The 25,718-nt window shown below is 69.5% G+C and carries 28 protein-coding genes and 2 riboswitches; of the genes, 16 read left to right on the top strand and 12 right to left on the bottom strand.

Annotation, left to right across the window (positions count from 1 at the left end):
* Positions 1–49: 49 nt before the first annotated feature.
* The 5 genes from gcvPB to BW41_RS01085 all read right to left on the bottom strand — a co-directional run bounded on the left by gcvPB (position 50) and on the right by BW41_RS01085 (position 5,588).
* Positions 50–1,627 (bottom strand): aminomethyl-transferring glycine dehydrogenase subunit GcvPB, encoded by a 1,578-nt coding sequence (gcvPB, locus tag BW41_RS01105; RefSeq protein ID WP_037530455.1) that lies wholly within the window; start codon positions 1,625–1,627, stop codon positions 50–52.
* The gene (gene gcvPA / locus BW41_RS01100; protein WP_037530848.1) at positions 1,624–2,982 is read right to left on the bottom strand and encodes an aminomethyl-transferring glycine dehydrogenase subunit GcvPA; all 1,359 of its coding nucleotides are present in this window, start codon (positions 2,980–2,982) and stop codon (positions 1,624–1,626) included. Before gcvPA ends, gcvPB begins: the two co-directional genes overlap by 4 nt.
* Before the next feature lie 49 nt (positions 2,983–3,031).
* The gene (gene gcvH / locus BW41_RS01095; protein ID WP_037530452.1) at positions 3,032–3,403 is read right to left on the bottom strand and encodes a glycine cleavage system protein GcvH; all 372 of its coding nucleotides are present in this window, start codon (positions 3,401–3,403) and stop codon (positions 3,032–3,034) included.
* On the bottom strand, positions 3,403–4,608 hold the full coding sequence (gene gcvT / locus BW41_RS01090) for a glycine cleavage system aminomethyltransferase GcvT (RefSeq protein WP_051583153.1): 1,206 nt from the start codon (positions 4,606–4,608) through the stop codon (positions 3,403–3,405). Before gcvT ends, gcvH begins: the two co-directional genes overlap by 1 nt.
* A gap of 59 nt (positions 4,609–4,667) precedes the next feature.
* A riboswitch (glycine riboswitch) is annotated at positions 4,668–4,775 on the bottom strand.
* A riboswitch (glycine riboswitch) is annotated at positions 4,776–4,868 on the bottom strand.
* An 84-nt stretch (positions 4,869–4,952) separates the two neighbouring features.
* Entirely contained in the window at positions 4,953–5,588 is a 636-nt protein-coding gene (locus BW41_RS01085) for a hypothetical protein (RefSeq protein WP_235199449.1), read from the bottom strand.
* A 116-nt stretch (positions 5,589–5,704) separates the two neighbouring features.
* On the opposite strand from BW41_RS01085, the gene ispH reads away from it, so the two are divergent.
* The 3 genes from ispH to rnhA are packed head-to-tail and all read left to right on the top strand — an operon-like array spanning position 5,705 to position 8,144.
* A complete protein-coding gene (gene ispH, locus BW41_RS01080; RefSeq protein ID WP_037530449.1) occupies positions 5,705–6,676 on the top strand; it encodes a 4-hydroxy-3-methylbut-2-enyl diphosphate reductase in 972 nt (323 codons plus the stop codon).
* A 53-nt stretch (positions 6,677–6,729) separates the two neighbouring features.
* Positions 6,730–7,683: a homoserine kinase gene (gene thrB / locus BW41_RS01075; protein WP_037530447.1), complete on the top strand. Its 954-nt coding sequence runs from the start codon at positions 6,730–6,732 to the stop codon at positions 7,681–7,683.
* Positions 7,680–8,144, top strand: a complete 465-nt coding sequence (gene rnhA, locus BW41_RS01070; RefSeq protein WP_037530445.1) for a ribonuclease HI — start codon at positions 7,680–7,682, stop codon at positions 8,142–8,144. The genes thrB and rnhA overlap by 4 nt, the downstream gene beginning before the upstream one ends.
* Positions 8,145–8,497: 353 nt before the next feature.
* Here rnhA and BW41_RS01065 read toward each other — a convergent pair whose 3' ends face one another.
* Positions 8,498–9,583, bottom strand: a complete 1,086-nt coding sequence (locus tag BW41_RS01065; protein ID WP_037530443.1) for an NAD(P)/FAD-dependent oxidoreductase — start codon at positions 9,581–9,583, stop codon at positions 8,498–8,500.
* The gene (locus BW41_RS01060) at positions 9,580–10,512 is read right to left on the bottom strand and encodes an alpha/beta fold hydrolase (protein ID WP_037530843.1); all 933 of its coding nucleotides are present in this window, start codon (positions 10,510–10,512) and stop codon (positions 9,580–9,582) included. The genes BW41_RS01065 and BW41_RS01060 overlap by 4 nt, the downstream gene beginning before the upstream one ends.
* A 90-nt stretch (positions 10,513–10,602) precedes the next feature.
* Here BW41_RS01060 and BW41_RS01055 point away from each other — a divergent pair, with 90 nt between their 5' ends.
* The 9 genes from BW41_RS01055 (at position 10,603) to BW41_RS01015 (ending at position 20,011) form a co-directional block, all read left to right on the top strand.
* Positions 10,603–11,031 (top strand): A24 family peptidase, encoded by a 429-nt coding sequence (locus BW41_RS01055; protein WP_443027633.1) that lies wholly within the window; start codon positions 10,603–10,605, stop codon positions 11,029–11,031.
* A 77-nt stretch (positions 11,032–11,108) separates the two neighbouring features.
* Complete coding sequence (gene cpaB / locus BW41_RS01050; protein ID WP_037530441.1) at positions 11,109–12,128, top strand: Flp pilus assembly protein CpaB; 1,020 nt, start codon at positions 11,109–11,111, stop codon at positions 12,126–12,128.
* Complete coding sequence (locus tag BW41_RS01045; RefSeq protein ID WP_037530439.1) at positions 12,128–13,699, top strand: type II and III secretion system protein family protein; 1,572 nt, start codon at positions 12,128–12,130, stop codon at positions 13,697–13,699. The genes cpaB and BW41_RS01045 overlap by 1 nt, the downstream gene beginning before the upstream one ends.
* A 50-nt stretch (positions 13,700–13,749) precedes the next feature.
* Positions 13,750–14,379, top strand: a complete 630-nt coding sequence (locus BW41_RS01040; protein WP_037530437.1) for a CpaD family pilus assembly protein — start codon at positions 13,750–13,752, stop codon at positions 14,377–14,379.
* On the top strand, positions 14,379–15,653 hold the full coding sequence (locus BW41_RS01035) for an AAA family ATPase (protein WP_037530436.1): 1,275 nt from the start codon (positions 14,379–14,381) through the stop codon (positions 15,651–15,653). The genes BW41_RS01040 and BW41_RS01035 overlap by 1 nt, the downstream gene beginning before the upstream one ends.
* Before the next feature lie 10 nt (positions 15,654–15,663).
* Positions 15,664–16,638 (top strand): type II secretion system F family protein, encoded by a 975-nt coding sequence (locus tag BW41_RS01030; RefSeq protein ID WP_037530432.1) that lies wholly within the window; start codon positions 15,664–15,666, stop codon positions 16,636–16,638.
* A gap of 24 nt (positions 16,639–16,662) precedes the next feature.
* Positions 16,663–17,646, top strand: a complete 984-nt coding sequence (locus BW41_RS01025) for a type II secretion system F family protein (RefSeq protein WP_200870314.1) — start codon at positions 16,663–16,665, stop codon at positions 17,644–17,646.
* Positions 17,647–17,906: 260 nt separating this feature from the next.
* Positions 17,907–18,296 (top strand): hypothetical protein, encoded by a 390-nt coding sequence (locus BW41_RS01020; RefSeq protein WP_037530429.1) that lies wholly within the window; start codon positions 17,907–17,909, stop codon positions 18,294–18,296.
* A 56-nt stretch (positions 18,297–18,352) separates the two neighbouring features.
* Positions 18,353–20,011: a thiamine pyrophosphate-binding protein gene (locus tag BW41_RS01015; protein ID WP_037530426.1), complete on the top strand. Its 1,659-nt coding sequence runs from the start codon at positions 18,353–18,355 to the stop codon at positions 20,009–20,011.
* Here the strand turns inward: BW41_RS01015 and BW41_RS01010 are convergent.
* The 5 genes from BW41_RS01010 to thiS form a co-directional block, all read right to left on the bottom strand.
* On the bottom strand, positions 20,008–20,868 hold the full coding sequence (locus BW41_RS01010; RefSeq protein WP_037530423.1) for a type 1 glutamine amidotransferase: 861 nt from the start codon (positions 20,866–20,868) through the stop codon (positions 20,008–20,010). The two genes, BW41_RS01015 and BW41_RS01010, sit on opposite strands and share 4 nt — an antisense overlap.
* Complete coding sequence (locus BW41_RS01005) at positions 20,869–21,060, bottom strand: hypothetical protein (RefSeq protein ID WP_037530421.1); 192 nt, start codon at positions 21,058–21,060, stop codon at positions 20,869–20,871.
* Positions 21,061–21,129: 69 nt separating this feature from the next.
* Complete coding sequence (locus tag BW41_RS01000; RefSeq protein WP_037530418.1) at positions 21,130–21,414, bottom strand: hypothetical protein; 285 nt, start codon at positions 21,412–21,414, stop codon at positions 21,130–21,132.
* A gap of 78 nt (positions 21,415–21,492) precedes the next feature.
* Positions 21,493–21,675 (bottom strand): CsbD family protein, encoded by a 183-nt coding sequence (locus tag BW41_RS00995; protein WP_037530415.1) that lies wholly within the window; start codon positions 21,673–21,675, stop codon positions 21,493–21,495.
* A gap of 106 nt (positions 21,676–21,781) precedes the next feature.
* Complete coding sequence (gene thiS, locus BW41_RS00990) at positions 21,782–22,789, bottom strand: sulfur carrier protein ThiS (protein ID WP_081792819.1); 1,008 nt, start codon at positions 22,787–22,789, stop codon at positions 21,782–21,784.
* Positions 22,790–22,968: 179 nt separating this feature from the next.
* Here thiS and aroQ point away from each other — a divergent pair, with 179 nt between their 5' ends.
* The 4 genes from aroQ to BW41_RS00970 are packed head-to-tail and all read left to right on the top strand — an operon-like array spanning position 22,969 to position 25,647.
* Complete coding sequence (gene aroQ / locus BW41_RS00985; protein WP_037530413.1) at positions 22,969–23,403, top strand: type II 3-dehydroquinate dehydratase; 435 nt, start codon at positions 22,969–22,971, stop codon at positions 23,401–23,403.
* Between the two features lie 14 nt (positions 23,404–23,417).
* Positions 23,418–23,921, top strand: coding sequence for an acetyl-CoA carboxylase biotin carboxyl carrier protein (gene accB, locus BW41_RS00980; protein ID WP_037530412.1), 504 nt, complete (start codon positions 23,418–23,420; stop codon positions 23,919–23,921).
* Between the two features lie 3 nt (positions 23,922–23,924).
* On the top strand, positions 23,925–25,277 hold the full coding sequence (gene accC / locus BW41_RS00975; protein WP_037530410.1) for an acetyl-CoA carboxylase biotin carboxylase subunit: 1,353 nt from the start codon (positions 23,925–23,927) through the stop codon (positions 25,275–25,277).
* Between the two features lie 28 nt (positions 25,278–25,305).
* A complete protein-coding gene (locus BW41_RS00970) occupies positions 25,306–25,647 on the top strand; it encodes an arsenate reductase family protein (protein ID WP_037530407.1) in 342 nt (113 codons plus the stop codon).
* Positions 25,648–25,718: the final 71 nt, after the last annotated feature.

Below are 25,718 nucleotides of genomic sequence, written 5' to 3'. Positions count from 1 at the left end.
GCCCGATACGGTCGCCCCCGCCCGTCACGCCCGGGCGGGGGACCGGATGCTACTCCGCCGCCTGGGCGAGCGGCGCGTCCTTCCACACCAGCACCGGCTTGCGTGCCGCCTGCGTCTCGTCGAGGCGCGCGCGCGGCGCGAAATGCGGCGCGGTCTTGAGGCTGGCATCGCCCGCCTTCGCCCGTTCCGCCACCGAGCGCAGCGCGCCGACGAACTGGTCGAGCGCCGCCTTCGATTCGGTCTCGGTCGGCTCGACCAGCATCGCGCCGTGGACGACGAGCGGGAAATAGACCGTCATCGGGTGGAAGCCCTCGTCGATCAGCCCCTTGGCGACATCCAGCGTCGAAAAGCCCTCGGCGAGATTGGCGTCGGAGAAGATCGCCTCGTGCATGCACGGTCCGGCCTTGGCGAAGGGCGCGTCGAGCGTGCCCTCCAGCGAGCGCAGCACGTAATTGGCGTTGAGCACCGCATCCTCGGCGACCTGGCGCAGGCCGTCGGCGCCGTGGCTGAGGATATAGGTCAGCGCGCGCGTGAACATGCCCATCTGGCCGTGGAAGGCGACCATCCGGCCGAAGCTGCCGGCGTGATGCTCGCCGGCATTCTCCTCCTCGATCAGCACGAATTGCTCGCCCTGCTTCTCGACGAACGGCAGCGGAGCGAACGGCGTCAGCGCCTCGGAAAAGACCACCGGCCCCGAGCCCGGCCCGCCGCCGCCGTGCGGCGTCGAGAAGGTCTTGTGCAGGTTGATGTGCATCGCATCGACGCCGAGATCGCCCGGCCGCACCCGGCCGACGATCGCGTTGAAATTGGCGCCGTCGCAATAGACGTAGCCGCCCGCGTCATGCACCGCGTCGGAGATCGTCTTGAGGTCGCGTTCGAACAGGCCGCAGGTATTGGGGTTGGTGATCATCACCCCGGCGACGTCCGGCCCGAGCCGCGCGATCAGCGCCGCGGTGTCGACACGGCCGTCGGCGGTGGCGGGAATGTCCTCGACCGCGAAGCCGGCGAAGGCGGCGGTGGCGGGGTTGGTGCCGTGCGCCGATTCGGGCACCAGCACGATCTTGCGATGCCCCTCGCCGCGCGCTTCCAGCGCCGCCTTGATCGCGAGGATGCCGCACAATTCGCCGTGCGCGCCCGCCTTGGGGCTCATCGCGACGCTGGTCATGCCGGTCAGCGTCACCAGCCAGTGCGCGAGCTGATGGATCACCTCGAGCGCGCCCTGCACCGTATCGACCGGCTGCAACGGATGCACGTCGGCGAAGCCGGGCAGTCGCGCCATCTTCTCGTTGAGCCGCGGATTGTGCTTCATCGTGCACGAGCCGAGCGGGAACAGGCCGAGGTCGATCGCATAATTCTGGCGCGACAGGCGGGTGTAATGGCGCACCGCCTCCGGCTCGGCGAGCCCGGGCAGGCCGATCGCCGCCTTGCGCGCGAGGCCACCGAGGCGCGACGCCGGTGCCGCCGCATCGATGCCCGTGAAGTCGACGCCGGTGGTCTGCGTGTCGCCGATCTCGAAGATCAGCGCTTCCTCCAGCATCAGCGCCTTGTTGCCGGTGGCGGTCGGTGCGGCGGGCTTGCCGTCGCCCGCGGTCATCTGCGGACGCCAGCCGCTCTGATTGATGCTCATGCCAGAACCTCCTCGAGTGCGGCGGCAAGGGTTTCGATGTCCTCCGCGCTGGTCGTCTCGGTCACCGCGACGATCAGCCCGTTGGCGAGTGCCGCCTCGCCCGGATAGAGCCGGCCAAGCGACACGCCCGCGAGGATGCCGCGATCGGCGAGCGTGCGCACGACGGGACGCGCCTCGACCGGCAGCCTGACGGTGAATTCGTTGAAGAAGCTCTCGGTGACCAGCTCCACGCCGGGCACCTGCGACAGCCGGTCGGCGGCGCGGCAGGCGGCGGCATGGTTGATCGCCGCAAGCCGGCGCAGCCCCGCCTCGCCGAGCAAGGTCATGTGCACCGAGAAGGCGAGCGCGCACAGCCCCGAGTTGGTGCAGATGTTGCTCGTCGCCTTCTCGCGCCGGATATGCTGTTCGCGCGTCGACAGCGTCAGCACGAAACCGCGGCGCCCGTCGGCATCGACCGTCTCGCCGCAAAAGCGGCCGGGCATCTGGCGGATGTACTTCTCCTTGCAGCCCATCAGCCCGACATAGGGGCCGCCGAACTGCAGGCCGACGCCGAGCGACTGGCCTTCGCCGACGACGATGTCGGCGTCCATCTCGCCCGGCGCGGTGATCGCGCCGAGCGCCACCGGCTCGGTGACGACCGCGATCAGCAGCGCCTTGTTGGCGTGGCAGGCATCGGCGAGCGGGGTGAGGTCGGTGATGCGGCCGAGGATGTCGGGATATTGCACGACGACGCACGACGTGTCCGCGTCGATCGCCGCGATCAGCGCCTCGACGTCGGTCTCGGCGCTCAGCGCCGGCGTCGCGGTCTCCAACTGGTCGCCGGTATATTTGGCCATCGTCTTGGCGACGCTGACATAATGCGGGTGGAGCCCGCCCGACAGGATCGCCTTGCCCTTGCGCGTGATGCGCCGCGCCATGCCGATCGCCTCCCAGCAGGCGGTCGAGCCGTCGTACATCGAGGCATTGGCGACGTCGGTCCCGAGCATCCGCGCGACCTGCGTCTGGAACTCGAACAGCATCTGCAACGTGCCCTGCGCGATTTCCGGCTGATAGGGCGTATAGGCGGTGAGGAATTCGCCGCGCTGGATGAGATGGTCGACGCTCGCCGGCACATGGTGGCGATAGGCCCCGGCGCCGAGGAAGAAGGGCACTTCGCCGGCGACGACGTTCTTGCGCGCCAGCGCGGTCATGTGCCGCTCGACCGCGAGTTCGGAGGCATGGCCCGGCAGGCCGGCGATCGGCCCGGACAGGCGGGCGGCCTCGGGCACGTCGACGAACAGATCGTCGATCGATCCCGCGCCGATGACCGAGAGCATCGCATCACGATCGGGCTGGGTAAGCGGCAGATAGCGCATCATCATTCCCTTGGAAGCCCCACCCCTTCCGGGGAGGGGCTAAGATAGGTCACAGCTTCGCGACGAAGTCCGCGTAGGCCGCTTCGTCCATCAGCGTCTCGAGCTCGGCCGGGTCGCTGAGCGTGATCTTGAAGAACCAGCCCTCCGCCTCCGGGTCCGAATTGACCAGGCTGGGATCGTCGGCGAGCGCGGCATTGCCCTCGGTCACCGTGCCCGACACCGGCGCATAGACGTCCGACGCGGCCTTGACCGACTCGACGACCGCCGCCTCGTCGCCCTTGCCGAGCTGCTTGCCCGCCTCGGGCACGTCGACGAAGACGATGTCGCCGAGCTGGCCCTGCGCATAGTCGGAGATGCCGACCGTGCCGGTGTCGCCGTCGACATCGACCCATTCATGATCTTCGGTGAAATAACGGCTCATCACTTGCCTCCTGCGCGGACATAGCGGTGGGGAACGAAGGGCAGCGGGGCGACCACCGCCTCATGGATCTTGCCGCGCTGGACGAGGCGCAGCGGCGTGCCCGCCTCCGCCAGCGCTGCGGGAACATAGGCCATGGCGATCGGCGCGCCGACGCTCGGCGCGAAGCCGCCGCTGGTGACGCGGCCGATCACCGCGCCATCGGCGTCGACGACGCTGGCCCCCTCGCGCACCGGCTGGCGCCCGGCGACCGACAGGCCGACGCGCTTGACCGCGGGGCCGTCGGTGCGCTCGGCAAGGATGCGCGCCGCACCGGCAAAGTCGGCGGCCTCGCGGCGGCGCTTCGACAGCGCGAAGCCGAGATCGGCCATCACCGGCGTCGTCTCGGGATCGAGGTCGTGGCCGTAGAGCGGCAGCCCGGCTTCGAGCCGCAGCGAATCGCGCGCGCCGAGGCCGATCGGCTTGACCTCCGGCTCGGCGCAGATCGCATCGGCGAAGGCGGCGGCGGCCTCTGCGGGGATCGAGATCTCGACACCATCCTCGCCGGTATAGCCCGAACGGCTGATCCACAGCGCATGGCCGTTCCACGCGAACGCGCCCGCGGTCATGAACACCAGCGCCTCGACGCCGGGGACCAGCCGCGCGACGGCAGCGACCGCCTTGGGCCCCTGCACCGCGAGCAGAGCCTGATCTTCCATCAGGTTGAGCGTCACGTCATCGGGCAGCACGTCGAGCAGATAGGCGAGATCGTCATATTTGGTCGCGCCGTTGACGACGACATAATGGCTCGCCGCGCCGAACGGATGCGCGCCCTCTTCCGGCAGCGTCGTCACCATCAGATCGTCGAGGATGCCGCCCTCGTCGTTGAGCAGCAGCGAATAGCGGATCCTGGTCGGCGCGAGGCCCGCGACGTCGCCGGGCAGCACCTGTTCGAGCGCGGCGGCGACCGCGGCGGCGTCGATGCCGTCGCCGGTCAGGCCGACCTGCCCCATATGGCTGACGTCGAACAGACCCGCCGATTCACGCGTCCACAGATGCTCGGCCATGATGCCTTCATATTGGACGGGCATCTCATAGCCGGCGAAGGGCACCATGCGGCCGCCGCGGGCGCGATGCCACGCGTCGAGCGGCAGCAACTGGATGGCGGGTTCGTCGCCGTCGAGCTCGTCGAGCGGGTCAGGCAGGGTGTCCGGCAGCGTGTCGCTCATCAACCGTCTCCAAAAAAGGCACACGATCCGGGTCGCGGGCCAGCCGCATCCGATCTCGTCATACCCCCTCTGTCACGGTGACCTGAGAGCTTTCACCCGGCGCATAACAGGCGGCGGGCTTACCCCTTCGGTGGCTCCTCAAAGGAACGCTTTCCAGAGTGTCGATAAGGCAGCGCGCGGTCCGTTATGCCTGAGAGATTCCGGGGTGGTTGCTCCTTCGGCGGCCTCCTTGTGAAGAGGCTCTCTCCCGCGCCCGCCCATGCCGGTCGCCCGGCATCGACGTGCGATGCTCTGGCGTCCCGCAAGGGCTTAGTCAATGCGGAAAGGCCCGCATCCGCCGCGGATCAGCGCTGCGCGTTATACTTCAGCTGATCGTCGGTGAGCTGGAAGCCCACCAGCGCCTCGAACGTCGCGCGCAGCACCGCGGTGCGCACCTCGGGCCGGGCGAGCGGATCGGTCGCGGCATCCTCGTCCCCCGCCTTGCGCTTGCGGGTGAGCTGGTCGCGCACCTCGTCGGGCAGCGTCGCCGCGGCGCGCGCGATCTGCGTCGAGGCGGTGCCGCTCGCCTGCGCGCGCGTCTGGCCGGCGTCGAAATGGACGGTCACCGCCCCCTTGCGCTTGGCGGTCACCGCGGTGCCGCCGCGGACGATGGCGATGTAATAGGGCAGCACCACGTCGCGCGCCGCATCGGCGCGGGTGCGCCGCGCCAGCACGTCGAAGGTGACGCTGGTGACGATCTGGTCGCCCGCGTCGTTGCAGGCGCCGCGTACGTGCGTCATGTTGGCGACGACGTCGATCGCGCTCTCGTCACGGCTGGTCGCCGGGTCGAACAGGGTGATGTCGCCGGTCCCCGCCGCGACGCCGACGGTCGGACAGGCCGAACGCACCGCCGAGATGCCGCCTTCGACGATCTCGCCCTTGCTGGCGCAGCCCGAGAGGATCAGCGCGAGGGCGGACAGGCCGAGAATCGTGGTTTTCACGGGGACGCATACCTTTGTCGAACGGTCAGTGACGCAGTCGCCGGCGGCCCGGCGGTACGGCGCGCACCATAGGAAGCGCCTTTCCCGCGTGCAAGCAATCGCGTAGAGCGACCGCCATGGCCTCTCTTCTTCAGCCGGACGGCGGCAAGCCCGTCCTCGATCTGCTGATCGCCGCGCCGCGCGGCTTTTGCGCCGGCGTCGACCGCGCGATCCGCATCGTCGAACTCGCGATCGAGAAACACGGCGCGCCGGTCTACGTCCGCCACGAGATCGTCCACAACAAGTTCGTCGTCGACACGCTGCGCGCTCAGGGCGCGGTGTTCGTCGAGGAGCTCGATCAGGTGCCGAACGGCGCGCCGGTCGTCTTCTCGGCGCACGGCGTGCCCAAATCGGTGCCCGCCGACGCGCAGAGCCGCGGGCTCGAATATCTCGACGCCACCTGCCCTCTGGTGTCGAAGGTGCACCGCCAGGCCGAACGCCTGGTCGCGACCGGCCGCCACATCATCTTCATCGGCCACGCCGGCCATCCCGAGGTGGTCGGCACCTTCGGACAGGTGCCGGACGGCGCGATGTCGCTGATCGAGACCGCCGCCGATGCCGAGACCTTCGCGCCGGTCGATCCCGACAATCTCGCCTTCCTCACCCAGACGACGCTGTCGGTCGACGATACCGCCGCGGTCGTCGCGGTGTTGCAGCGCCGCTTCCCCAACATGCTGCCGCCGCGCGGCGAGGACATCTGCTACGCCACCTCCAACCGGCAGGCGGCGGTCAAGGCGATCGCCGCGGCGTGCGATGCGATGCTGGTGATCGGCGCGCCCAATTCGTCCAACTCGGTGCGGCTGGTCGAGGTGGCAGAGCGCGAGGGGATTCCGGCGCGGCTGATCCAGCGCGCCGCCGACCTCGACTGGCGCTTCCTCGACGGCGTCGGCACGCTCGGCATCACCGCCGGCGCCTCGGCGCCCGAGCTGCTCGTGCGCGAGCTGGTCGAGCTGCTCTCGACCCGCTTCGACGTCACCGAGCGCGAGGAAGAGACGACGCGCGAGACGATCGCGTTCAAGCTGCCACGCGGGCTCGACGCCGCGGCATAGCCGCCCGCTTCCCCGGCCCGCGCCCGGGGGCGCGGCAATCGGGGGAGGAACACATGGCCGTCTACACCCATGTCTCGGCGGAGGCGCTGTCCGCCTTCCTGCGCCGCTATGACGGCGTCGGCGCGCTCGTCTCCGCCAAGGGCATCGCCGAGGGGGTGGAGAACAGCAACTATCTGGTCGACACCGATCGCGCGCGCTTTATCCTGACGCTCTACGAAAAGCGCGTCGATGCCGGCGACCTGCCCTTCTTCCTCGACCTGCTCGATCACCTCGCCGCGCGCGGACTACCGGTGCCCCCAGCGATCCGCGACCGCGACGGCGTCGCGGTGCAGCAGCTCGAGGGCCGCCCCGCCTGCCTGATCCGCTTCCTCGCCGGCGTGTCGGTGACCCGCCCCACCCCGGCGCAGGCCGCCACCGCGGGCGCGGCGCTCGGCGCGCTGCACCGCGCCGCCGCGGATTTCAGCGGCACACGCGCCAACAGTCTCGGCATCGCCGACTGGCGGCCGTTGCTCGAACGCTGCGGCGGCGACCTCGATGGCATCGCGCCCGGCCTGTACGCGCGCGTCGACGGCGCGCTCGCCGCAGTCGAGGCGGACTGGCCGCACGATCTGCCGACGAGCGTCATCCACGCCGACCTGTTCCCCGACAACGTGTTGATGTTGGGCGACTCCGTGACCGGTTTGATCGATTTCTACTTCGCCTGCCGCGATCTGCGCGCCTATGACGTCGCGGTGATGCATGGGTCCTGGGCTTTCGATCCGCGCGGCGAGCCGCTCGATGGCGTCGGCGCGGCGCTGCTCGCCGGCTATGCGGCCGAGCACGGCCTGTCCGATGCGGAGCGCGCCGCGCTGCCGGTGCTGGCGCGCGGCGCGGCGCTCCGCTTCCTGCTCACCCGCGCCTGGGACTGGCTCAACACGCCGGCCGATGCGCTGGTGACGCGCAAGGACCCTCTCGCCTATCTGCGCCGGCTCGACTGGTATGACGCCCATCCGGAGGCTTTTGCATGACCGACCCCGCCGCCGCCCCGCTCGTCGAGATCGCCACCGACGGCGCCTGCAAGGGCAATCCCGGCCCCGGCGGCTGGGGCGCACTGCTCCGCTTCGGCGGCCACGAGAAGGAATTGTCCGGCGGCGAGCGGCTGACCACCAACAACCGCATGGAACTGACCGCGGCGATCGAGGCGCTGCGCGTACTGACGCGGCCGTGCAAGATCCGCCTGTCGACCGACAGCAAATACGTCATGGACGGCCTGACCCGCTGGATCCACGGCTGGCGCAAGAACGGCTGGCGCACCGCCGACAAGAAGCCGGTGAAGAACGCCGAACTCTGGCAGGCGCTGTTCGCCGAGACGCAGAAGCACGAGATCGAATGGGTCTGGGTCAAGGGCCACAACGGCGACGCCGACAACGAACGCGTCGACAAACTGGCCAGCGACGCCGCCCTCGCAGCGAGCCGGCCTGCCGTTTAAGGATTCGCGCAGAAGACGCAGAGCCCTACCCCCGCCGCGCCAGCGGCGATCAGGACAATCTGGTAAAGGGAGCCAGCCGCCCGTCCCGATCGTCCTCCGCGCCTCCGCGTGAGCACTCTTCTTCGCGGCTTTGCGTGAACCATCCTTGCCCCTCCCCAGACCTCTCCGCCTGATGGTCGGCAGCTTTGATCACGCGAAGACGCGGACACGCGAAGAGATTTGTTCACGTGGAGGCGCGGAGGCGCGGAGAGTTTGGAAGTGGCGCGGCGGCGGCGCTGTCACCTCGGCGGTGTCGGGACGGCGGCTGCGCCGTGGATGCTCCCTCTGCACCCCTGCGCCAAGCCTGCCCCCGGTCAGCCCGGCAGGAAGCGCCGCGCCGCATAACGATCGACGTCGATCCCCGCATAGGGCGCCGCCAACGGCGTGCCGAGCAGCAGGCTCGCCGCCACCGCCGCGCCGGCGGGGGCGGTCTGGATGCCGAAGCCGCCCTGCCCCGCGCACCAGAACAGCCCCGGCACCCGCGCGTCGAAGCCATAGACCGGCAGCCGGTCGGGCGCGAAGCTGCGCAGGCCGGCCCAGCGTCGCTCGACCGCGACGGCCCGCCAGTCGACGACCGATTCGAGCCGGTCGATCGCCTGCGCGACGTCGACCTCCTCGGGCGCGACGTCATGCGGACCGACCGGCGTCTCGTCATGGGGACTGAGCCACAGCCGCCCCGCCTCGGGCTTGAAATAGAAGCGCCCGGCGATGTCGGCGACGAGCGGCATCCCCGCCGGCGCGGATGGTTCGGTGCGCAGCTGCACCATCGTCCGCCGATAGGGCTGGATGCCGAGCGGCGCGGCGCCGACCCGCCCGGCGACCGTATCGGCCCACGCCCCCGCCGCATTGACGAGCAGCCGCGCCCGGAACGTCCCGGCGGGCGTGTCGATCGTCCACACCCCCGCCTTGCGCCGCGCCGCGATCAGCGCGGCATCGGTGGCGATCACGCCGCCGGCCCGCCGGAACGCGGCGAGATAGGCGGCATGCAGCGCCGCGACATCGATATAGGCGCAGCTCGCCTCCATCACGCCGAGTGTCCAGTCGGGCCGCAGCCCCGGCACCCGCTGGTGCGGATCGACCCGATCCAGCGCCACCGCGGTACCGGCGAACGAGTCGACGAACGCATCGACCTGCGCGGCATCCGCCGCCCGACCGACGTGAAGCGAGCCGAGCGGCGCCAGGAAGCCGCCGTCACGCAATGCCGGGCCGGAGGCGCTGGTCAGCGGCTGGATGCCGGGGCCGCCATAGGTCTCCGACCAGAAGGCCGCCGACCGCCCGGTGCTGTGATAGCCCGGCTGCGCCTCCGCCTCGAGCAGCAGCACGCGCGCCGCGCCGACGATCGCGGCGGCGAGCCCCGCCCCTGCGATGCCACCGCCGACGATGGCCACGTCGTGGATCACGTCCGCCGCTCCAGAAAGTCGGTGATCGCCCGACACGCGCGCAGCCGCACGCCATCCGCCTCGCGCAGGATCTCATGCGCCGCCTCCGCGCCGAAGCGGATCAGCTCGACATCGGGCAATCGCGCGGCGAGGCGGCGCGCGGCGGCGCTGTCGACCAGCTGATCGTGGTCGGCGACCAGCATCAGCACCGGCACCGCAAGCCGCGTGAGCCGCGGGTCGGCGAGCAGTCGCGCGCCGGAGACGAACGCCTCGCGCACCCAGGCCCAGCTCGGCGGGCCGAGCAGCAGATCGGGGTCGCGGCCATACCAATAGGCCTCGTCGCCATATCGTTCGAGCGAATGGGTCAGCCTTTGCTGGCGATGGCCGGAGGTGGCATCGCCGGGCCGCGTCTTCCACACCGGCCGCGCCGGATCGCCGAACCGCGTCGCCGCCGCGGCAACCAGCGCGCCGATCCGGCTGCCGAGCGGCGAGCGGATGCCGATCATCGGCGCGACCAGCACCGCCGCATCGGGCGTCACTCCCCCGTCGAGCATCGCGCGCAGCGCGAGATGCGCGCCCATCGAATGACCGAGCAGCACCGCCGGCCCCGCCGCCTCGCCGCGCCAGTCCTGCCAGAAGGCGGCGAGATCGGCGACCCAGGGCGCGAAGCTCGCCGCATGGCCGACGTGGCGATCGCCGGCGAGCCGGCCCGATCCGCCCTGCCCGCGCCAGTCGAACGCGGTCACCGACCAGCCGTGCGCATGCAGGTGGCGGAAAGTCTCGATGAACTTCTCGATGATGTCGGCGCGCCCGCCCTGCACCAGCACGCGGCCGCGCGGCGCGGGATGCGGCCAGTCGAAGCGGCGGTGCTGCCAGCCGTCCGGCGCACGCCATAGCGACAGGCGCGATTCGGCGGGCCATTGGCGGCGCAGCTCGTCTTGCTCGGTCATCGTCGCGCTGGTTACGTTTTCGCAAGCCATCCCGTCTACCTACGCATGACGATGGGGTGGGATAATCTTCTGGTCGCGGCTTTGGCCGTCATGCTCGGCGCACTGCTGGTGGCCGCGGGGATCGAGGATGCCCGTACCCGAGAGATCGCCAACGTCAAGAATGCCGCGATCGCATTGCTCGCCCCCCTGTGGTGGTGGGCGCTCGGCCTCGGCTGGGCGGAGGTCGGCGTGCAGCTGCTCGTCGCGGCGATCGTCTTCTCGCTGTTCGTCGGCGCCTTCGCGCGCGGCTGGATGGGCGGCGGCGACGTCAAGATGATCGGCGCGCTGGCGCTGTGGCTGCCGCTCGGCGGGCTGTTGCAGATGCTGATGGTGATGTCGGTGCTCGGCGGGGCGATCACGATCGCGATGATGATCGAGCGGCGCTGGCAGCGCCGCATCGGCCAGGTCGAGGTGCCTTATGGCGTCGCCATCGCCGCCGCGGCGCTGCTCGCCTTACCCGCTACAATGCCAGCGCTTTGAAGACGAACCGGATTTTAACCAGTCTCGGCTCATAGTCCGGCCACTGCCCCCGGTGTGCTGAAAGGCCCGTTGAGAACATGGATAGTCGCAAGATCGTTTTGCTGGTGGGCGCCCTGCTCGTCGCCGGCATCACGGCATTCTTTGCCCGCACGTTGATCGCGGGTTCGTCGGCGCCGCAGGCGATGGCGATGGGCGCCCCCGCCCCGGTCGTCGCCAACGGCCCCGAGGTGCTGGTCGCCACCCGTACGCTGCCGGTCGGCACGATCCTCGATGCCACCGCGCTCAAGTTCCAGCCGTGGCCCCGCGAGCTGGTCGACAACGCCTATTACCTCAAGCCGAGCACCGATCTCAGCAAGCTGACCGGCACCGTCGTCCGCAACGCGATCACCGCGGGCCAGCCGGTGACGCGCGGCGCGCTCGTCTCGCCGGGCGATCGCGGCTTCCTCGCCGCGGCGCTCGCGCCGGGGATGCGCGCGGTGACGGTGAGCGTGTCGAGCCAGGCGGCGGTCGCCGGCTTCGTCTTCCCGGGCGATCGCATCGACCTCGTGCTGACGCAGACGGTGCCGGGCGGCGGCGATGGCCAGCCGCTCAAGGTGTCCGAGACGATCATGCGCAACGTCCGCGTGCTCGCCACCGACCAGCGCACCGACAATGTCGTCGGCGAGGACGGCAAGTCCAAGGTCAGCACCTATTCGACCGTGACGCTGGAGGCGACGCCCAAGATGGCCGAGAAGATCGCGGTGGCGCGGACGATCGGCGACCTGTCGCTGTCGCTGCGCGCGCTCGCCGACAATTCGACCCAGCTGGAAGAGGCGATCGCCAGCGGCGCGGTCAAGGTGCCCGACGGCGATGCCCGCGCCGAAAAGGCGATGATGCTGCGCGTCGCGAGCGAGCCGCAGACCGGCGGCAGCACCTACGCGACCGGCGCCGACGTCTCGCGCTTCCAGCGCAGCACCGTGCCGCCGCGCACGCCGACCACCGCCACCGCGGCAACCGGCACGCCCGGCACCCCCGGTGCGGTCGTCATCCAGGGGCCGGTCGTGCGCGTCGCGCGCGGCAACAGCGTGACCGTCGTACCGGTCGGAGGGAAAAACTAATGGCTTCGTCGCAGACCTTCCGCGCGTCGCGCCGTCGCGCCGCCGCCCTCGGCCTGATGCTGGCGAGCAGCGTCGCGCTGCCGCTCGGCGCCGCCGATGCGCGGGCGCCCGATGCCACCGTCGCGCGCAGCTCTTCGATCGTCCAGGTCAACACCGGCCGCGGCCGGCTGGTGACGCTGTCGCGGCCGATGAGCGACGTGTTCGTCGCCGACGATTCGGTCGCCGACGTCCAGGTCCGCTCGCCGACCCAGCTGTACATCTTCGGCAAGAAGACCGGCGAGACGACGATCTCGGCGACGACGAAGGGCGGCGCGGTCGTCTATGCGACCACCGTCCGCGTCGGCAACAATCTCGATTCGATCGCGGCGATGCTGCAGCTGGCGATGCCGGAGGCGCATCTCACCGCGACGCCGATGAACGGGCTGGTGCTGCTCACCGGCACCGTCGCCGGCCCGGGCGACGCCGCCGAGGCGGAGCGGCTGGTCCAGGCCTATGTCGGCGACTCGACCAAGGTGCTCTCGCGCCTGCGCACCGCAACGCCGTTGCAGGTCAACCTCCAGGTGCGGATTGCGGAAGTGAGCCGGACGTTCATCAAGAACGTCGGGGTCAATCTGCAAAGCCGCGACTCGTCGGGCGGATTTCAATTCGGCGTCGCGCAAGGTCGAGGGGCCGGCACCCAGTTTGTACCCGGCGGCCCTCTCTCGACGGGTTTCACGCAGCCAGCTTATAGCGGTATCAGTCAGGCAGCCAACGCTGCCACCTTTGGGCTCGCCGGCAAGCTGCTGGGGGTCGACCTGCTCGCCGCGGTCGATCTCGGCGAGACGCTGGGTCAGGTGACGACGCTCGCCAACCCCAATCTCACCGCTTTGTCGGGCGAGACTGCGACCTTCCTCGCCGGCGGCGAGATCCCGATCCCGCTGTCCGGCGGCCTCGGCACCGTCACCGTCGAATACAAGCAATATGGCGTCAGCCTCGCCTATACGCCGACCGTCCTGTCCGACGGCCGCATCTCGCTGCGCGTCCGTCCCGAGGTGTCGCAGATCGACAATGCCAGCGCGGTCACGGTCAGCGGCACCCGCGTCCCCGGCATCACCACCCGCCGCGCCGAGACGACGCTGGAGCTCGGCTCGGGCCAGAGCATGATGATCGGCGGCCTGCTGTCGAACACGCACGGCAACAATATCGACAAGACGCCGTTCCTCGGCGACCTGCCGATCATCGGCTCGCTGTTCCGCTCGACCAATTTCCAGCGCAACGAGACCGAGCTGGTGATCATCATCACCCCCTATCTGGTCAAGCCGATCAACAATCCGGCGCAGGTCGCGCTGCCGCACGACGGCTATCGCGCACCGGGCGATGCCGAGCGCATCCTGCTCGGCGAGGTCGGCGGCGGCGGCAGCGGGCAGCGGCCGGTGCCGGTGATGGTGCCCGGCGGCCAGCCGGTGCCGCCGACGCTCGGCGCCGCCGCCGCGGTGCCGCCGGTGCCGCAGCGCCAGCCGGTGCCCGCCGCCGATCCGCGCGCCGCGTCGAAGAAGAAGGGCGCCGCGCCCGCCCCGGGCTTCTCCGACTGATGGCCCCCGCATCCCCCACTCCTGCGTCCCCGATCAAGGACCTCGCGTCGATGACCAAGCGTTCGCTCCTCCTCGCCACTTTGCCCGCGCTGCTGCTCGGCGGCTGCATGGGCACCACCAATCGCGGCCTCGAATCGGTCCATCAGCCGGTCGTCGCGCGCAACGATTATGCGCTCGATCTCGCCACCGGCGGCCGCGGCCTCGCGCCCGGTGAGGGACGCCGTCTCGCCGGCTGGATGGACGCGATGCACCTCGGCTTCGGCGACCGCGTCGCGATCGACGAGGCGGCCTATGCCGGCGCGGCGCGCGACGAGGTCGCAGCGGTGGTGGCGAGCTACGGCCTGCTGCTCTCCGACGACCGTCCGGTCACCGATGCGCCGGTGACGCCGGGCACGGTGCGCGTGGTGATCAGCCGGATGCACGCCTCCGTCCCCGGCTGCCCCGACTGGAGCCGCAATTCGAGCAACGAGTTCGACGCCAACACCTCGTCCAACTACGGCTGTGCGGTGAACACCAATCTCGCCGCGATGATCGCGCGGCCGAGCGATCTGGTCCATGGCGCCGATCCGCAGACGCTCGCCGACACTACCGTCAACCGCAAAGCGATCGACGCCTATATCAAGAAGGCGCCGACCGGCGCCGGCACGCTCCAGGCGACGAGCACCAAGGGGGGCAATTGATGAACGCGCCCTGGAAACCCGCCGGCGCCGCGCAGCGCGAACCCTTCGCCGCCTATGTCTGCGACGACACCACCGCCGAACTGCTGCGGCCGATCGCCGCCGAGCTCGGCTGGTCGGTCGACAAGGTCCACAAGGGCGGGCTGCGCAATGCGGTCCAGTCGCTGTCGGTCTCGGCGAGCCCGCAGATCCTGCTCGTCGACCTCGCCGAATCGGGCGATCCGCTCAACGACATCAACAGCCTCGCCGAGGTGTGCGAGCCCGGCACGGTGGTGATCGCCGCGGGGCAGGTCAACGACGTGCGCCTGTATCGCGACCTGATCGCCAGCGGCATCCAGGACTATCTGCTGAAGCCGCTGCATCCCGATGCGATGCGCGAGGCGTTCGGCCATGCCCAGGCGATGCTCAACGCCCCCAAGCTCGCCGAGGCGAACGTCGACCGGCCGCATTGTGCGATCGCGGTGATCGGCACGCGCGGCGGCGTCGGCGCCTCGACTGTCGCCACCTCAACCGCATGGCTGCTCGCCGAGCGCGAGAAGCGCACCGTCGCGCTGCTCGACCTCGACGTCCATTTCGGTACCGGCGCGCTCACCCTCGATCTCGAACCGGGCCGCGGCCTGACCGACGCGATCGAGAATCCGAGCCGCATCGACGGGCTGTTCATCGAACGCGCGATGGTCAAGGCGACCGAGAAGCTCGCCGTCCTTTCCGCCGAGGCGCCGATCAACGCGCCGCTCGTCACCGACGGTGCCGCCTTCTACCAGTTGCAGGAAGAGATGCGCGCCGCCTTCGAGGCGACGGTGGTCGACCTGCCGCGCGCGATGCTGGTCCAGCATCCGCATCTGATCAGCGACATCCAGGCGGCGGTGATCGTCACCGACCTGACGCTCGCCGCGGCACGCGACACGATCCGGGTGCTGTCGTGGCTCAAGACCAACGCGCCGCAGACGCACCTCACCGTCGTCGCCAGCCGCGTCCACCCCGCCGCGCAGCTCGAGATCAGCCGCAAGGACTTCGAAAGCTCGATCGAGCGCAAGATCGATTTCCTCATCCCCTTCGACCAGAAGCTCGCCGCGCAGGCCGCCAAGCTCGGCAAGCCGATCGCCGAGGCGGGCAAGAACACCAAGACGGTGGCGCCGCTGATCGAACTGACCCGCCACGTCCTCAACGTCGGCGAGGAACTGGTCGCCACCGGCAGCGAGGGCAAGGCGACCGCCAAGCGCAAGTCGCTGATCGGCGGCTTCTCGGCGCTGCTCAGCAAGCGCGCCAAGAAATAACGGCGCGGCGATGGACCTGCTTCCCCTGATCATGGTGGCGTTCGGCGGGGTGATGACGATCGGCCTGATCGTCATCGCGCTCGCCGGCCCGTCGGCGCAGCGCGCACAGGCGCGGCGGCTGTCGTCGGTCCGCACCCGGCATGGCGATGCCGCGACGGTGGCGGACACGCAGATGCGCCGCATCGCCGCCGGGCGCGTCCAGACCCGCACCGATCTCGCCTTCGGCCGGCTGCTGCCCAATCCGGCGCAGCTCGCCCAGCGGTTGGCGATGACCGGCAAGGACTGGAGCGTCGGCCGCTACGGCATGATCAGCGGCGGGCTGATCGTCGTCGTCGCGGGACTGCTGATCCTGAAGGGCGCGCCGATCCTGCTCGCCCTGCTGTTCGGCCTCGCGGTCGGCGCGGGGCTGCCGCACTGGCTGGTCGGCTTCTTCATCCGCCGCCGCGTCGCGCGCTTCACCGCCAAATTTCCCGATGCAATCGAACTGCTCGTCCGCGGCCTGCGTTCGGGCCTGCCGGTCACCGAGACGATCGGCGTCGTCGGCCAGGAGGTGGAAGGCCCGGTCGGCGAGGAATTCCGCATGGTCTCCGACAAGATGAAGATCGGCAAGTCGATGGACGCGGCGTTGCAGGACACCGCCGACCGGCTCGGCACGCCCGAATTCCAGTTCTTCGTCATCACCATCGCCATCCAGCGCGAAACCGGCGGCAACCTTGCCGAAACGCTCGCCAATCTTGCCACGGTGCTGCGCCAGCGCGGTCAGATGAAGCTCAAGATCAAGGCGATGTCGTCCGAATCCAAGGCCTCGGCCTATATCGTCGGATCGCTGCCGTTCATCGTCTTCGGCATGATCTGGATGATCAACGCCGGCTATATGCAGGGCTTCTTCTCCGAACCGCGGCTGATGATCGCCGGCATCGGCGGGCTGCTGTGGATGGGGATCGGCGTGTTCATCATGGCCAAGATGGTCAGCTTCGAAATCTAGCGGCGCCAGGGCGGGAAACGAGACATGCAGCCTTCCGGACCGACGCTGATGGGCATCGACGTGCTCTGGGTCGCGACCATCCTGTCGGGCGTCGCCGCCTTTGCGGTGATGCTCGCGCTCTACACGGTGATGCGCACCGTCACCGATCCGATGAACAAGCGCGTCAAGGTGCTCAACGAGCGCCGCGAACAGCTCAAGGCGGGCATCACCGCCTCGACCAAGCGGCGCGCCAAGCTCGTCCAGCGCAACGACACTACCGACTGGATGCGCGGCCTGCTCTCTTCGCTCAAGGTGTTGCAGGACAGCCAGGTCAAGGACGCGCAGCTCAAGCTGATGCGCGCCGGCATCCGTTCCAAGGAATGGGCGGTCGGCGTGATCTTCGGCCGGCTCGCGCTGCCGATCGTGTTCGGCGGGCTGATGGTGCTGCTCGTCTACGGGCTCGATTACTTTCCCGACTGGTCGGCGTTCAAACGCTATGCCCTGGTCGCGGTGACCTTCATCCTCGCCTACAAGGCGCCCGACCTCTATCTCAAGAACAAGATCACCAAGCGCAGCGACGCGATCCGCAAGGGGCTGCCCGACGCGCTCGACCTGCTGGTGATCTGCGCCGAGGCGGGCCTCACCGTCGACGCCGCCTTCCACCGCGTCGCGCGCGAGCTCGGCCGCGCCTATCCCGAACTCGGCGACGAATTCACGCTGACCGCGATCGAACTGGGCTTCCTCACCGAACGGCGTCAGGCCTTCGAGAATCTCGCCAGCCGCGTCGACCTCGACGCGATCCGCGGCGTCGTCACCACGATGATCCAGACCGAGAAATACGGCACGCCGCTCGCCTCGGCGCTGCGCGTGCTGTCGGCCGAATTCCGCAACGAACGGATGATGCGCGCCGAGGAGAAAGCGGCACGGCTGCCGGCGATCATGACGATCCCGCTGATCCTGTTCATCCTGCCGACGCTGTTCATCGTCATCCTCGGCCCCGCCGCCTGCTCGATCAGCGACGCCTTCTAGGACCGAGGCACGGGCAAGCGCCTGCACCGCCGCGCGAAATGAGGACCGCTGTCCTCACCGCGCGGGCGGCGCTATCTCGCCGCGGCTCTGTCTCATCGTCGATCGATCAGCGCAAAATCCGAAACGGTCGGGCCTGATCGTTTCGATGAAGGTGTCCAACTTGTCCATGTTCGTCGCCGGACGTCACGCCGCTTTCGCTGCGGACGACGATGAACCAAGCGCCATCGCGCTCGTTATGCTTGCGTAACAGGGAGGCTCGGATGCTGTTCACCACTACGACGCAATTCGCCGCTTTGGCCTTGTGCCTTGTCGCAGGCTGGTTCTTCGGCCTCGCCAGCAGCAGCGGCGGGCGCAAGTGGAAGACGCGCTATGCCGACGAGCGCGAGGCGCATGCCGGCTATCGCAAGCAGGGCGATACCGCACTGGCCGAGGCCAACCGGCGCATCACCGAACTGGAGCGCGAGAACGACCGCCTCGCCCGCGCCGCAGAAACCGCGCCGGTCGCCGCCCCCGCCGCGCCGGTCGCCGCCGCGCCGACGCTCGGCGAGCGCATCACCGGCCGCGTCCGCCCGGTCAGCACCGTCCGCCCTGCCTATCCCGCGGGCAGCCGCCCGGGCTGGTTCGATTTCGGTCCGACCACCCGCCGCTAACGCCCATCTGCCTCGGATCGCTCGACTTCTCCGGAGGGATTGGGCAGGATCGGGGTATGGACACCACCCCACGCACCGGCGGCCAGATCCTCGTCGCGCAATTGCTCGCCCAAGGCTGTGAGCGGATCTTCACGGTGCCGGGGGAAAGCTTCCTCGCCGTGCTCGACGCGCTGCACGATACGCCGGAGATCGCGACGGTGGTCTGCCGACAGGAGGGTGGCGCGGCGTTCATGGCCTGCGCCGACGGCACGCTCGGCCACCGGCCCGGCATCGCCTTCGTCACCCGCGGCCCCGGCGCGACCAATGCCGCGATCGGCGTGCACGTCGCCCGGCAGGATTCGCAGCCGCTGATCCTGTTTGTCGGCGACGTCGATCGCGGCACCCGCGACCGGGAGGCGTTCCAGGAAGTCGACATGACCGCGATGTTCGCGCCGCTCGCCAAATGGGCGGCACGGATCGACGATGCGGCGCGCATCCCCGAATATGTCGCACGCGCCTATGCCGTGGCGATGAGCGGCCGGCCCGGTCCGGTCGTGCTCGCCTTGCCCGAGGACATGCTGCGTGACAGCGCCGAGGTCGCCGACCGGCCACGGGTCGAACGGTTGTCGCAGGGCTGCGACGAGGCGGGGCTGGAGCAGCTAGCCGATCTGCTCGCCACCGCCGAACGGCCGCTGGCGATCGTCGGCGGCGGCGGTTGGGACAATGTCGCGGCGCAGGATTTCGCCGCCTGGGCAGATCGCACCGGCATCGCCGTCGCCACCGCCTTTCGCCGGCAGGATGCGATCCCCAACGCTTGCCCCGCTTATGCGGGCAATCTCGGTTACGGCCCCAATCCGGCGCTGGTCGCGCGCGTCAAGGCCGCCGACCTGCTGCTCGTCGTCGGCGCGCGGCTCGGCGAGGCGACGACCGACGGCTATACGCTCATCACCCCCGATCATCCCGGCCAGCGGCTGATCCACGTCCATCCCGATGCGACCGAACTCGGGATGACCTATCGCACCGATCTGGCGATCTGCGCCGGCATGGCCGAGTTCGCCGAGGCGCTCGCGGCAATCGACGGCCCGCCGCATCCCGGCGGCGCCGAGGCGCATGCCGAATGGCTGGCCTGGTCGACCCCCGCACCCCGCGACGGCGTGGCGATGGATCTCGGCCCCTGCGTCGCGGCGATGCAAGCGGCGTTGCCGGCGGACACGATCCTGTGCAACGGCGCGGGCAATTACAGCGGCTGGTGGCACCGCTACTGGCGCTATACGGCGCCCGGCACGCAGCTCGCCCCGACCGCCGGCGCGATGGGCTATGGCGTCCCCGCCGCGGTCGCCGCCGCGCTGCGCTTTCCCGAGCGGCAGGTGGTCGCGCTCGCCGGCGACGGCTGTTTCCTGATGAACGGGCAGGAACTCGCCACCGCGGTCCAACACGATGCGCAGATGCTGGTGCTGGTGATCGACAATGGCGGCTACGGCACGATCCGCATGCACCAGGAGCGTGAATATCCCGGCCGCCTCCAGGCGACGACGCTGACCAACCCGGACTTCGCCGCGCTCGCCCGCGCTTATGGCTGCTGGGCGGAGACGGTCGAGCGGACCGAGGATTTCGCCCCGGCGCTGGCGCGGGCGCTCGACCGACGCGGGGTCCGCCTGCTCCATTTGCGCACCGACATCGCCGTGATCAGCAATGCGACGACGCTGGAAGCGATGGCGGCGCGGCGGTCCGCCTAGCCCCGCCCACGCGCGGCGCGGGTCGGCAGCACCAGCCGGTCGAGGAAGTTGCGCAGCTCGGTCATCCGCATCATCGGATCGAGCACCTGTTCGTCGAGTCCGAGCCGCCAGGCGAGATCGCGCCGCTCGGGCTCGCGGTGGAGGGCGTCGACCAGCACCGCCTGCTGTTCGACGTCGAGCCGGTCGCGCGCCATGCCGAGGTCGATCAACTCCTCCGCCTGCCGCCGCAGCGCCGCCGCGACCTCGCGCAGCGAGATTTCGGGGTGATATTGCACGCCCCAGAAGACGCCGCGGTCGTGCCGGATTTCCGCCGCCTGCACGTGGGTGACGCCGTTGGAGGCGAGCAGCGTCGCGCCGTCCGGCAAGGTCTCGACCTCGTCGCCGTGGATCGCCGGCACGTCGAACACCGGCGGCCGCCCGGCGAGCAGCGGGTGATCGACGCCGTCCGGCTGCCGGAAGATGCGGCGCGCGAAGCCGATCTCGCGCCGCGACCCCATCGCCCGCACCTGCCCGCCGGCGGCGACCACCGCGACCTGAAGCCCGGCACACGATCCGAACGCCGGCGTGCCCGACGCGAACACCGCGCGCATGAACGCGATCTCGCGCCGCGCCTCGGGCGTATCCTCATAAAGATGGAGCGGCGATCCGGTCAGCAACACCGCATCATAGCCGCCGAGCCCGGCGGGGATCCCGGCATCGGCGTCCGCCGGCTTGACCCGCTCGCACCGCGCCTCCGGCATCAGCCCGGTGAGCCGCTTGCAAAAGGTCTCGCCCGAACTGCGGCCGACGCTGTCGCGGCGTTCGGCGCGGGCAGCGGGGGGCTCACTTTCGGCGATGAGCAGCCGGAGTGGCGCCACTCAGCCGACCGGCTTGGTGACGACGGTCTTGCCCCGCTCGAGCAGGGCCTCGATCGCCTCGGTCTCTAATCGGCCGGCGGTGATGAGCGCCGCCTCCGGGGTCAGCGAAACGGCGACGCCGTCGGGTCCGTCGACGATGATCTCACCTTGGTCGTGGGTGACCGAGGACGGTTGGCTATAGGGCGGGGTCATTGGCCGTAAACCACTCACGACAAACGATGTTTCCCGCCGAAGCAAATAGTCCCCGGTGCCCGCCGCGGATCAGCGCAGCTTGTCGCTGCCGTTGATCAGTGCGGCCTTCTCGCCACTCGACATCGCCGCGGCATTGACGTCGGCGTCGTCGATCGCATCGGCCTGCTGCGCCGCGCTCTTGCGCTCCGCCTTGGCCTGATCCTCGAGATTGTCGGCGGCGCTCTCCATCGCATCGGCGCGATTGTCGGCGGCGGCCTTGACCTCGCTGCCGAGCTTGTCGTCACCCTTGCCGCCGCACGCTGCCAGCGACAGCGCCATCGCACCCGCGGCCAGCGCCATCATCGTCGTCTTCATATGCATCTCCCTTTTTCCATATGGAAAAGGCCGCCCCGAATTTGCGGGACGGCCCTTTGCCGGCAATCGATCAGGCGATCAGATATTGTCGCCGAGCGCGCCCTTGACGCTGCCCTTGAACTTCTCGCCCTTGCCTTCTGCCTGCTGGGCCCGACCCTCGGCGGCGAGGCTGGGGTCGTCATTGTGCTTGCCGATCGCTTCCTTGGCGTTGCCGATCGCTTCGTTCACGGTGCCTTTGATCTTGTCGGTGAGCTCGCCCATCAGGACCTCCTGCCGTTATCGTCAGCCCGCCAGCCGGGCCGCTTGATCTACGACAATACAACGGGTTCGGACCGGACCGGTTCCGTGACAAATCCGTCAGGGGGCGTCAGATCAGCCCGGCGAGCGGGCTCGACGGATCGGCATAGCGCCGCTGTCCCATGCGTCCCGCGCGATAGGCGAGCCGCCCCGCCTCGACTGCCGCACGCATCGCCGCCGCCATCATCACCGGGTCCTTCGCCTCGGCGATCGCGGTGTTCATCAGCACGCCGTCGCAGCCCAATTCCATCGCCACCGCCGCGTCGGAGGCGGTGCCGACGCCGGCGTCGACCAGCACCGGCACGCCCGCACCCTCGACGATCAGCCGGATCGTGATGCGGTTCTGGATGCCGAGCCCCGAGCCGATCGGCGCGCCGAGCGGCATGATCGCGACGGCGCCGGCATTCTCCAGCCGCTTCGCCGCGATCGGATCGTCGACGCAATAGACCATCGGCTTGAAGCCTTCGTTGGCGAGGATCTCGGTCGCGCGCAGCGTTTCGTGCATATCGGGATAGAGCGTCTTCGCCTCGCCCAGCACCTCAAGCTTGACGAGATCCCAGCCGCCCGCCTCGCGCGCCAGCCGCAGGGTGCGGATCGCGCTCTCGGCGTCGAAACAGCCGGCGGTGTTGGGCAGATAGGTGACCTTCTTGGGATCGATAAAGTCGGTCAGCATCGGCGCATTGGGGTCGCTGACGTTGACGCGACGCACCGCAACGGTGACGATCTCCGCCCCCGATGCTTCGAGCGCGGCGGCGTTCTGCGCGAAATCCTTGTATTTGCCGGTGCCGACGATCAGGCGAGAGCGGAAGGTCCGGCCCGCGACGGTCCAGCTGTCGTCGGCCACCGTCCGCGGGTGGTCGCCACCGCCGACGAAATGGACGATCTCGATATCGTCGCCGTCCTCGACCCACACCTCGGCGAGCGTCGAGCGCGGCACCACCTCGAGATTCCGCTCGACCGCCACCTTCTCCGGCACCAGCCCCAGTTCGGCGGCGAGTTCGGCGAGGCTCAGCCCCGCGTTGACGCGCTTGTGCGCGCCGTTGACCGTGATCGATACCGTTCCGTCGCTATGGGGCATAAGCTTGCAGGAGGCGCACGCCCCCATCCGTTCGGGCTGAGCCGGTCGAAGCCCCGCTCTCCCCTTCGGCCCGGTGCGACAGAGGAGAGCTGCCCTTCGACAAGCGCAGGGCGAACGGACTAAGGGTGATGCGCCGCACCTAGGCACACGATCTCTCCGGTTCAACCGAAAGCGACCCGATGACCGACACCATCTTCGTCCTCAACGGCCCCAACCTCAACCTGCTCGGCACGCGCGAGCCCGAGATCTACGGCGCCGACACGCTCGACGACATTGCCGGCCAGCTCGAGGATCGCGCCCAGGTGCTGGGGCTGGAGATCGACATGCGCCAGTCGAATCACGAAGGCCATCTGGTCGACTGGCTGCACGAGGCGCAGGCGCGCGGCGCGAAGGCGGTGATCCTCAACGCGGGCGCCTTCACGCACACGTCGATCGCGGTGCACGACGCGATCAAGGGCATCCGCACGCCGGTGATCGAGGTTCACCTCTCCAACCCCCACACCCGCGAGGAATTCCGCCACACCAGCTTCGTCGGGCGTGCGGCGAAAGGCACCATCGCCGGATTCGGAGCGCTGTCCTATACCCTTGCGCTTGAAGCGGCGGCGCGCTTCTGACAGGAGGCTCCCCCATGACCGACCAGACCAACTCCGGGGCCCCTGCGCAGAGCATGCAGGTTGACGTCAACCTCGTGCGCCAGCTCGCCGAACTGCTCGACGCCACCCACCTCACCGAGATCGAGGTGGAGGAAGGCGATCGCAAGATCCGCGTCGCGCGCAAGGCCGCCGCTGCCGCCGCACCGCTCCATTACGCCCCGCCGGCGGCGGCGCCCGCTCCCGCCGCGGCAGCGCCGCAGCCGGCCGCCGCCGAGGCCGGTGCGATGGCGCCGACGCTCGCCGCCGCCAATGCGGTCAAGTCGCCGATGGTCGGCACCGCCTATCTGTCCGCCGAGCCTGGCGCCAAGCCGTTCATCGCGGTCGGCAATGCGGTGTCGGCCGGCGACACGCTGCTGATCGTCGAGGCGATGAAGGTGATGAACCCGATCACCGCGCCGACCGCCGGCATCGTCCGCCAGATCCTGATCGAGAACGGCCAGCCGGTCGAATTCGACCAGCCGCTCGTGGTGGTCGAGTAAGGCATGCGCCCGATCAAGAAGCTGCTGATCGCCAACCGCGGCGAGATCGCGCTGCGCATCCACCGTGCTTGCCATGAGATGGGCATCACGACGGTCGCGGTCCATTCGACCGCCGACGCCGAGGCGATGCACGTCCGCCTCGCCGACGAGGCGATCTGCATCGGGCCGCCGGCAGCGACCGACAGCTATCTCAACATCCCCAACATCATCTCGGCCGCCGAGATCAGCGGCGCCGACGCGATCCACCCCGGCTACGGCTTCCTCAGCGAAAATGCCCGCTTCGCCGAGATCGTCGAGATGCACGACCTGCTATTCGTCGGCCCCAAGCCCGAACATATCCGCACGATGGGCGACAAGGTCGAGGCGAAGCGCACCGCCGGCGCGCTCGGCCTGCCGCTCGTTCCCGGCAGCGACGGCGCGATCAGCGACGTCGCCGAGGCCAAGGTGCTGGCGGACGCGATCGGCTATCCGGTCATCATCAAGGCGGCGAGCGGCGGCGGCGGTCGCGGCATGAAGGTGTGCACCGGCCCCGAGCATCTCGAAACGCTGATGCAGCAGGCCGGGACCGAGGCGAAGGCGGCGTTCGGCGACGCCACCGTCTACATGGAAAAATACCTGGGCAATCCGCGGCATATCGAATTCCAGGTGTTCGGCGACGGCAATGGCAACGCGATCCACCTGGGCGAGCGCGACTGTTCGTTGCAGCGCCGCCACCAGAAGGTACTGGAAGAGGCGCCCTCGCCGATCATCTCCGCCGAGGAGCGCGAGCGGATGGGCGGCATCGTCGCCAAGGCGATGGCCGACATGGGCTATCGCGGCGCCGGCACGATCGAGTTCCTGTGGGAAGACGGCGAGTTCTACTTCATCGAGATGAACACCCGGCTGCAGGTCGAACATCCGGTGACCGAGATGATCACCGGCCTCGACCTCGTCCGCGAACAGATCCGCGTCGCCGAAGGCCATCCGCTGACGCTGCGGCAGGAGGACGTCCAGTTCCGCGGCCATGCGATCGAATGCCGCATCAACGCCGAGGACCCGCGCACCTTCGCCCCCTCGCCGGGGCTGGTGAAGCAATATCACGCACCGGGCGGCATGCACGTCCGCGTCGATAGCGGCCTCTACGCCGGCTATCGCGTGCCGCCCTATTACGATTCGATGATCGCCAAGCTGATCGTCTACGGCACGACGCGTCAGGGCGCGCTGCGCCGCCTGCGCCGGGCGCTGGAGGAATTCGTGATCGAGGGCCCGACGACAACCATCCCGCTGCATCAGGCGCTGCTCGACGATCCCGAGTTCCAGGCGGGCAGCTATACGATCAAATGGCTCGAGGAATGGCTGGCCAAGCAGGACGCCTGATCATCCTCTGAACCGGAGCCGCAGCGCGATGATTGCGACCATTTATCACAATCCGCGCTGCGGCACCTCGCGCAAGACGCTCGCCCTGCTCGAGGAGGCGGGCGCGACGGTGACCGTGATCGAATATCTCAAACGGCCGCCGACCGTCGCCGACCTGTCGCGGCTCTACGCCCGTGCCGGCCTTACGCCGCGCGACGGGCTGCGGCTCAGCGAGCCGGACGGCAAGCGACTCGCCGACAGCGAGGCGGACGACGCGGCGATCCTCGAGGCGATGGCGATCAACCCCATCATCATCCAGCGCCCACTGGTCGAGACCGACAAGGGCGTCGTGTTGGCCCGGCCGCCAGAGGCGGTGCGGACGATCCTGTAGCCAGCGCCCGCCTGCCCGCCCAAGCAGCAAGCCGGCCTGACCTGCCCGTTTAACAAGCAGCAAATCGCTTC

It is taken from the genome of Sphingomonas sp. RIT328, from assembly GCF_000632225.1.
In the GTDB taxonomy this organism is placed as follows: domain Bacteria; phylum Pseudomonadota; class Alphaproteobacteria; order Sphingomonadales; family Sphingomonadaceae; genus Sphingomonas; species Sphingomonas kyungheensis.
Note: the sequence above shows the minus strand (reverse complement) of the source record. Positions and strands in the feature narration are given on the sequence as shown.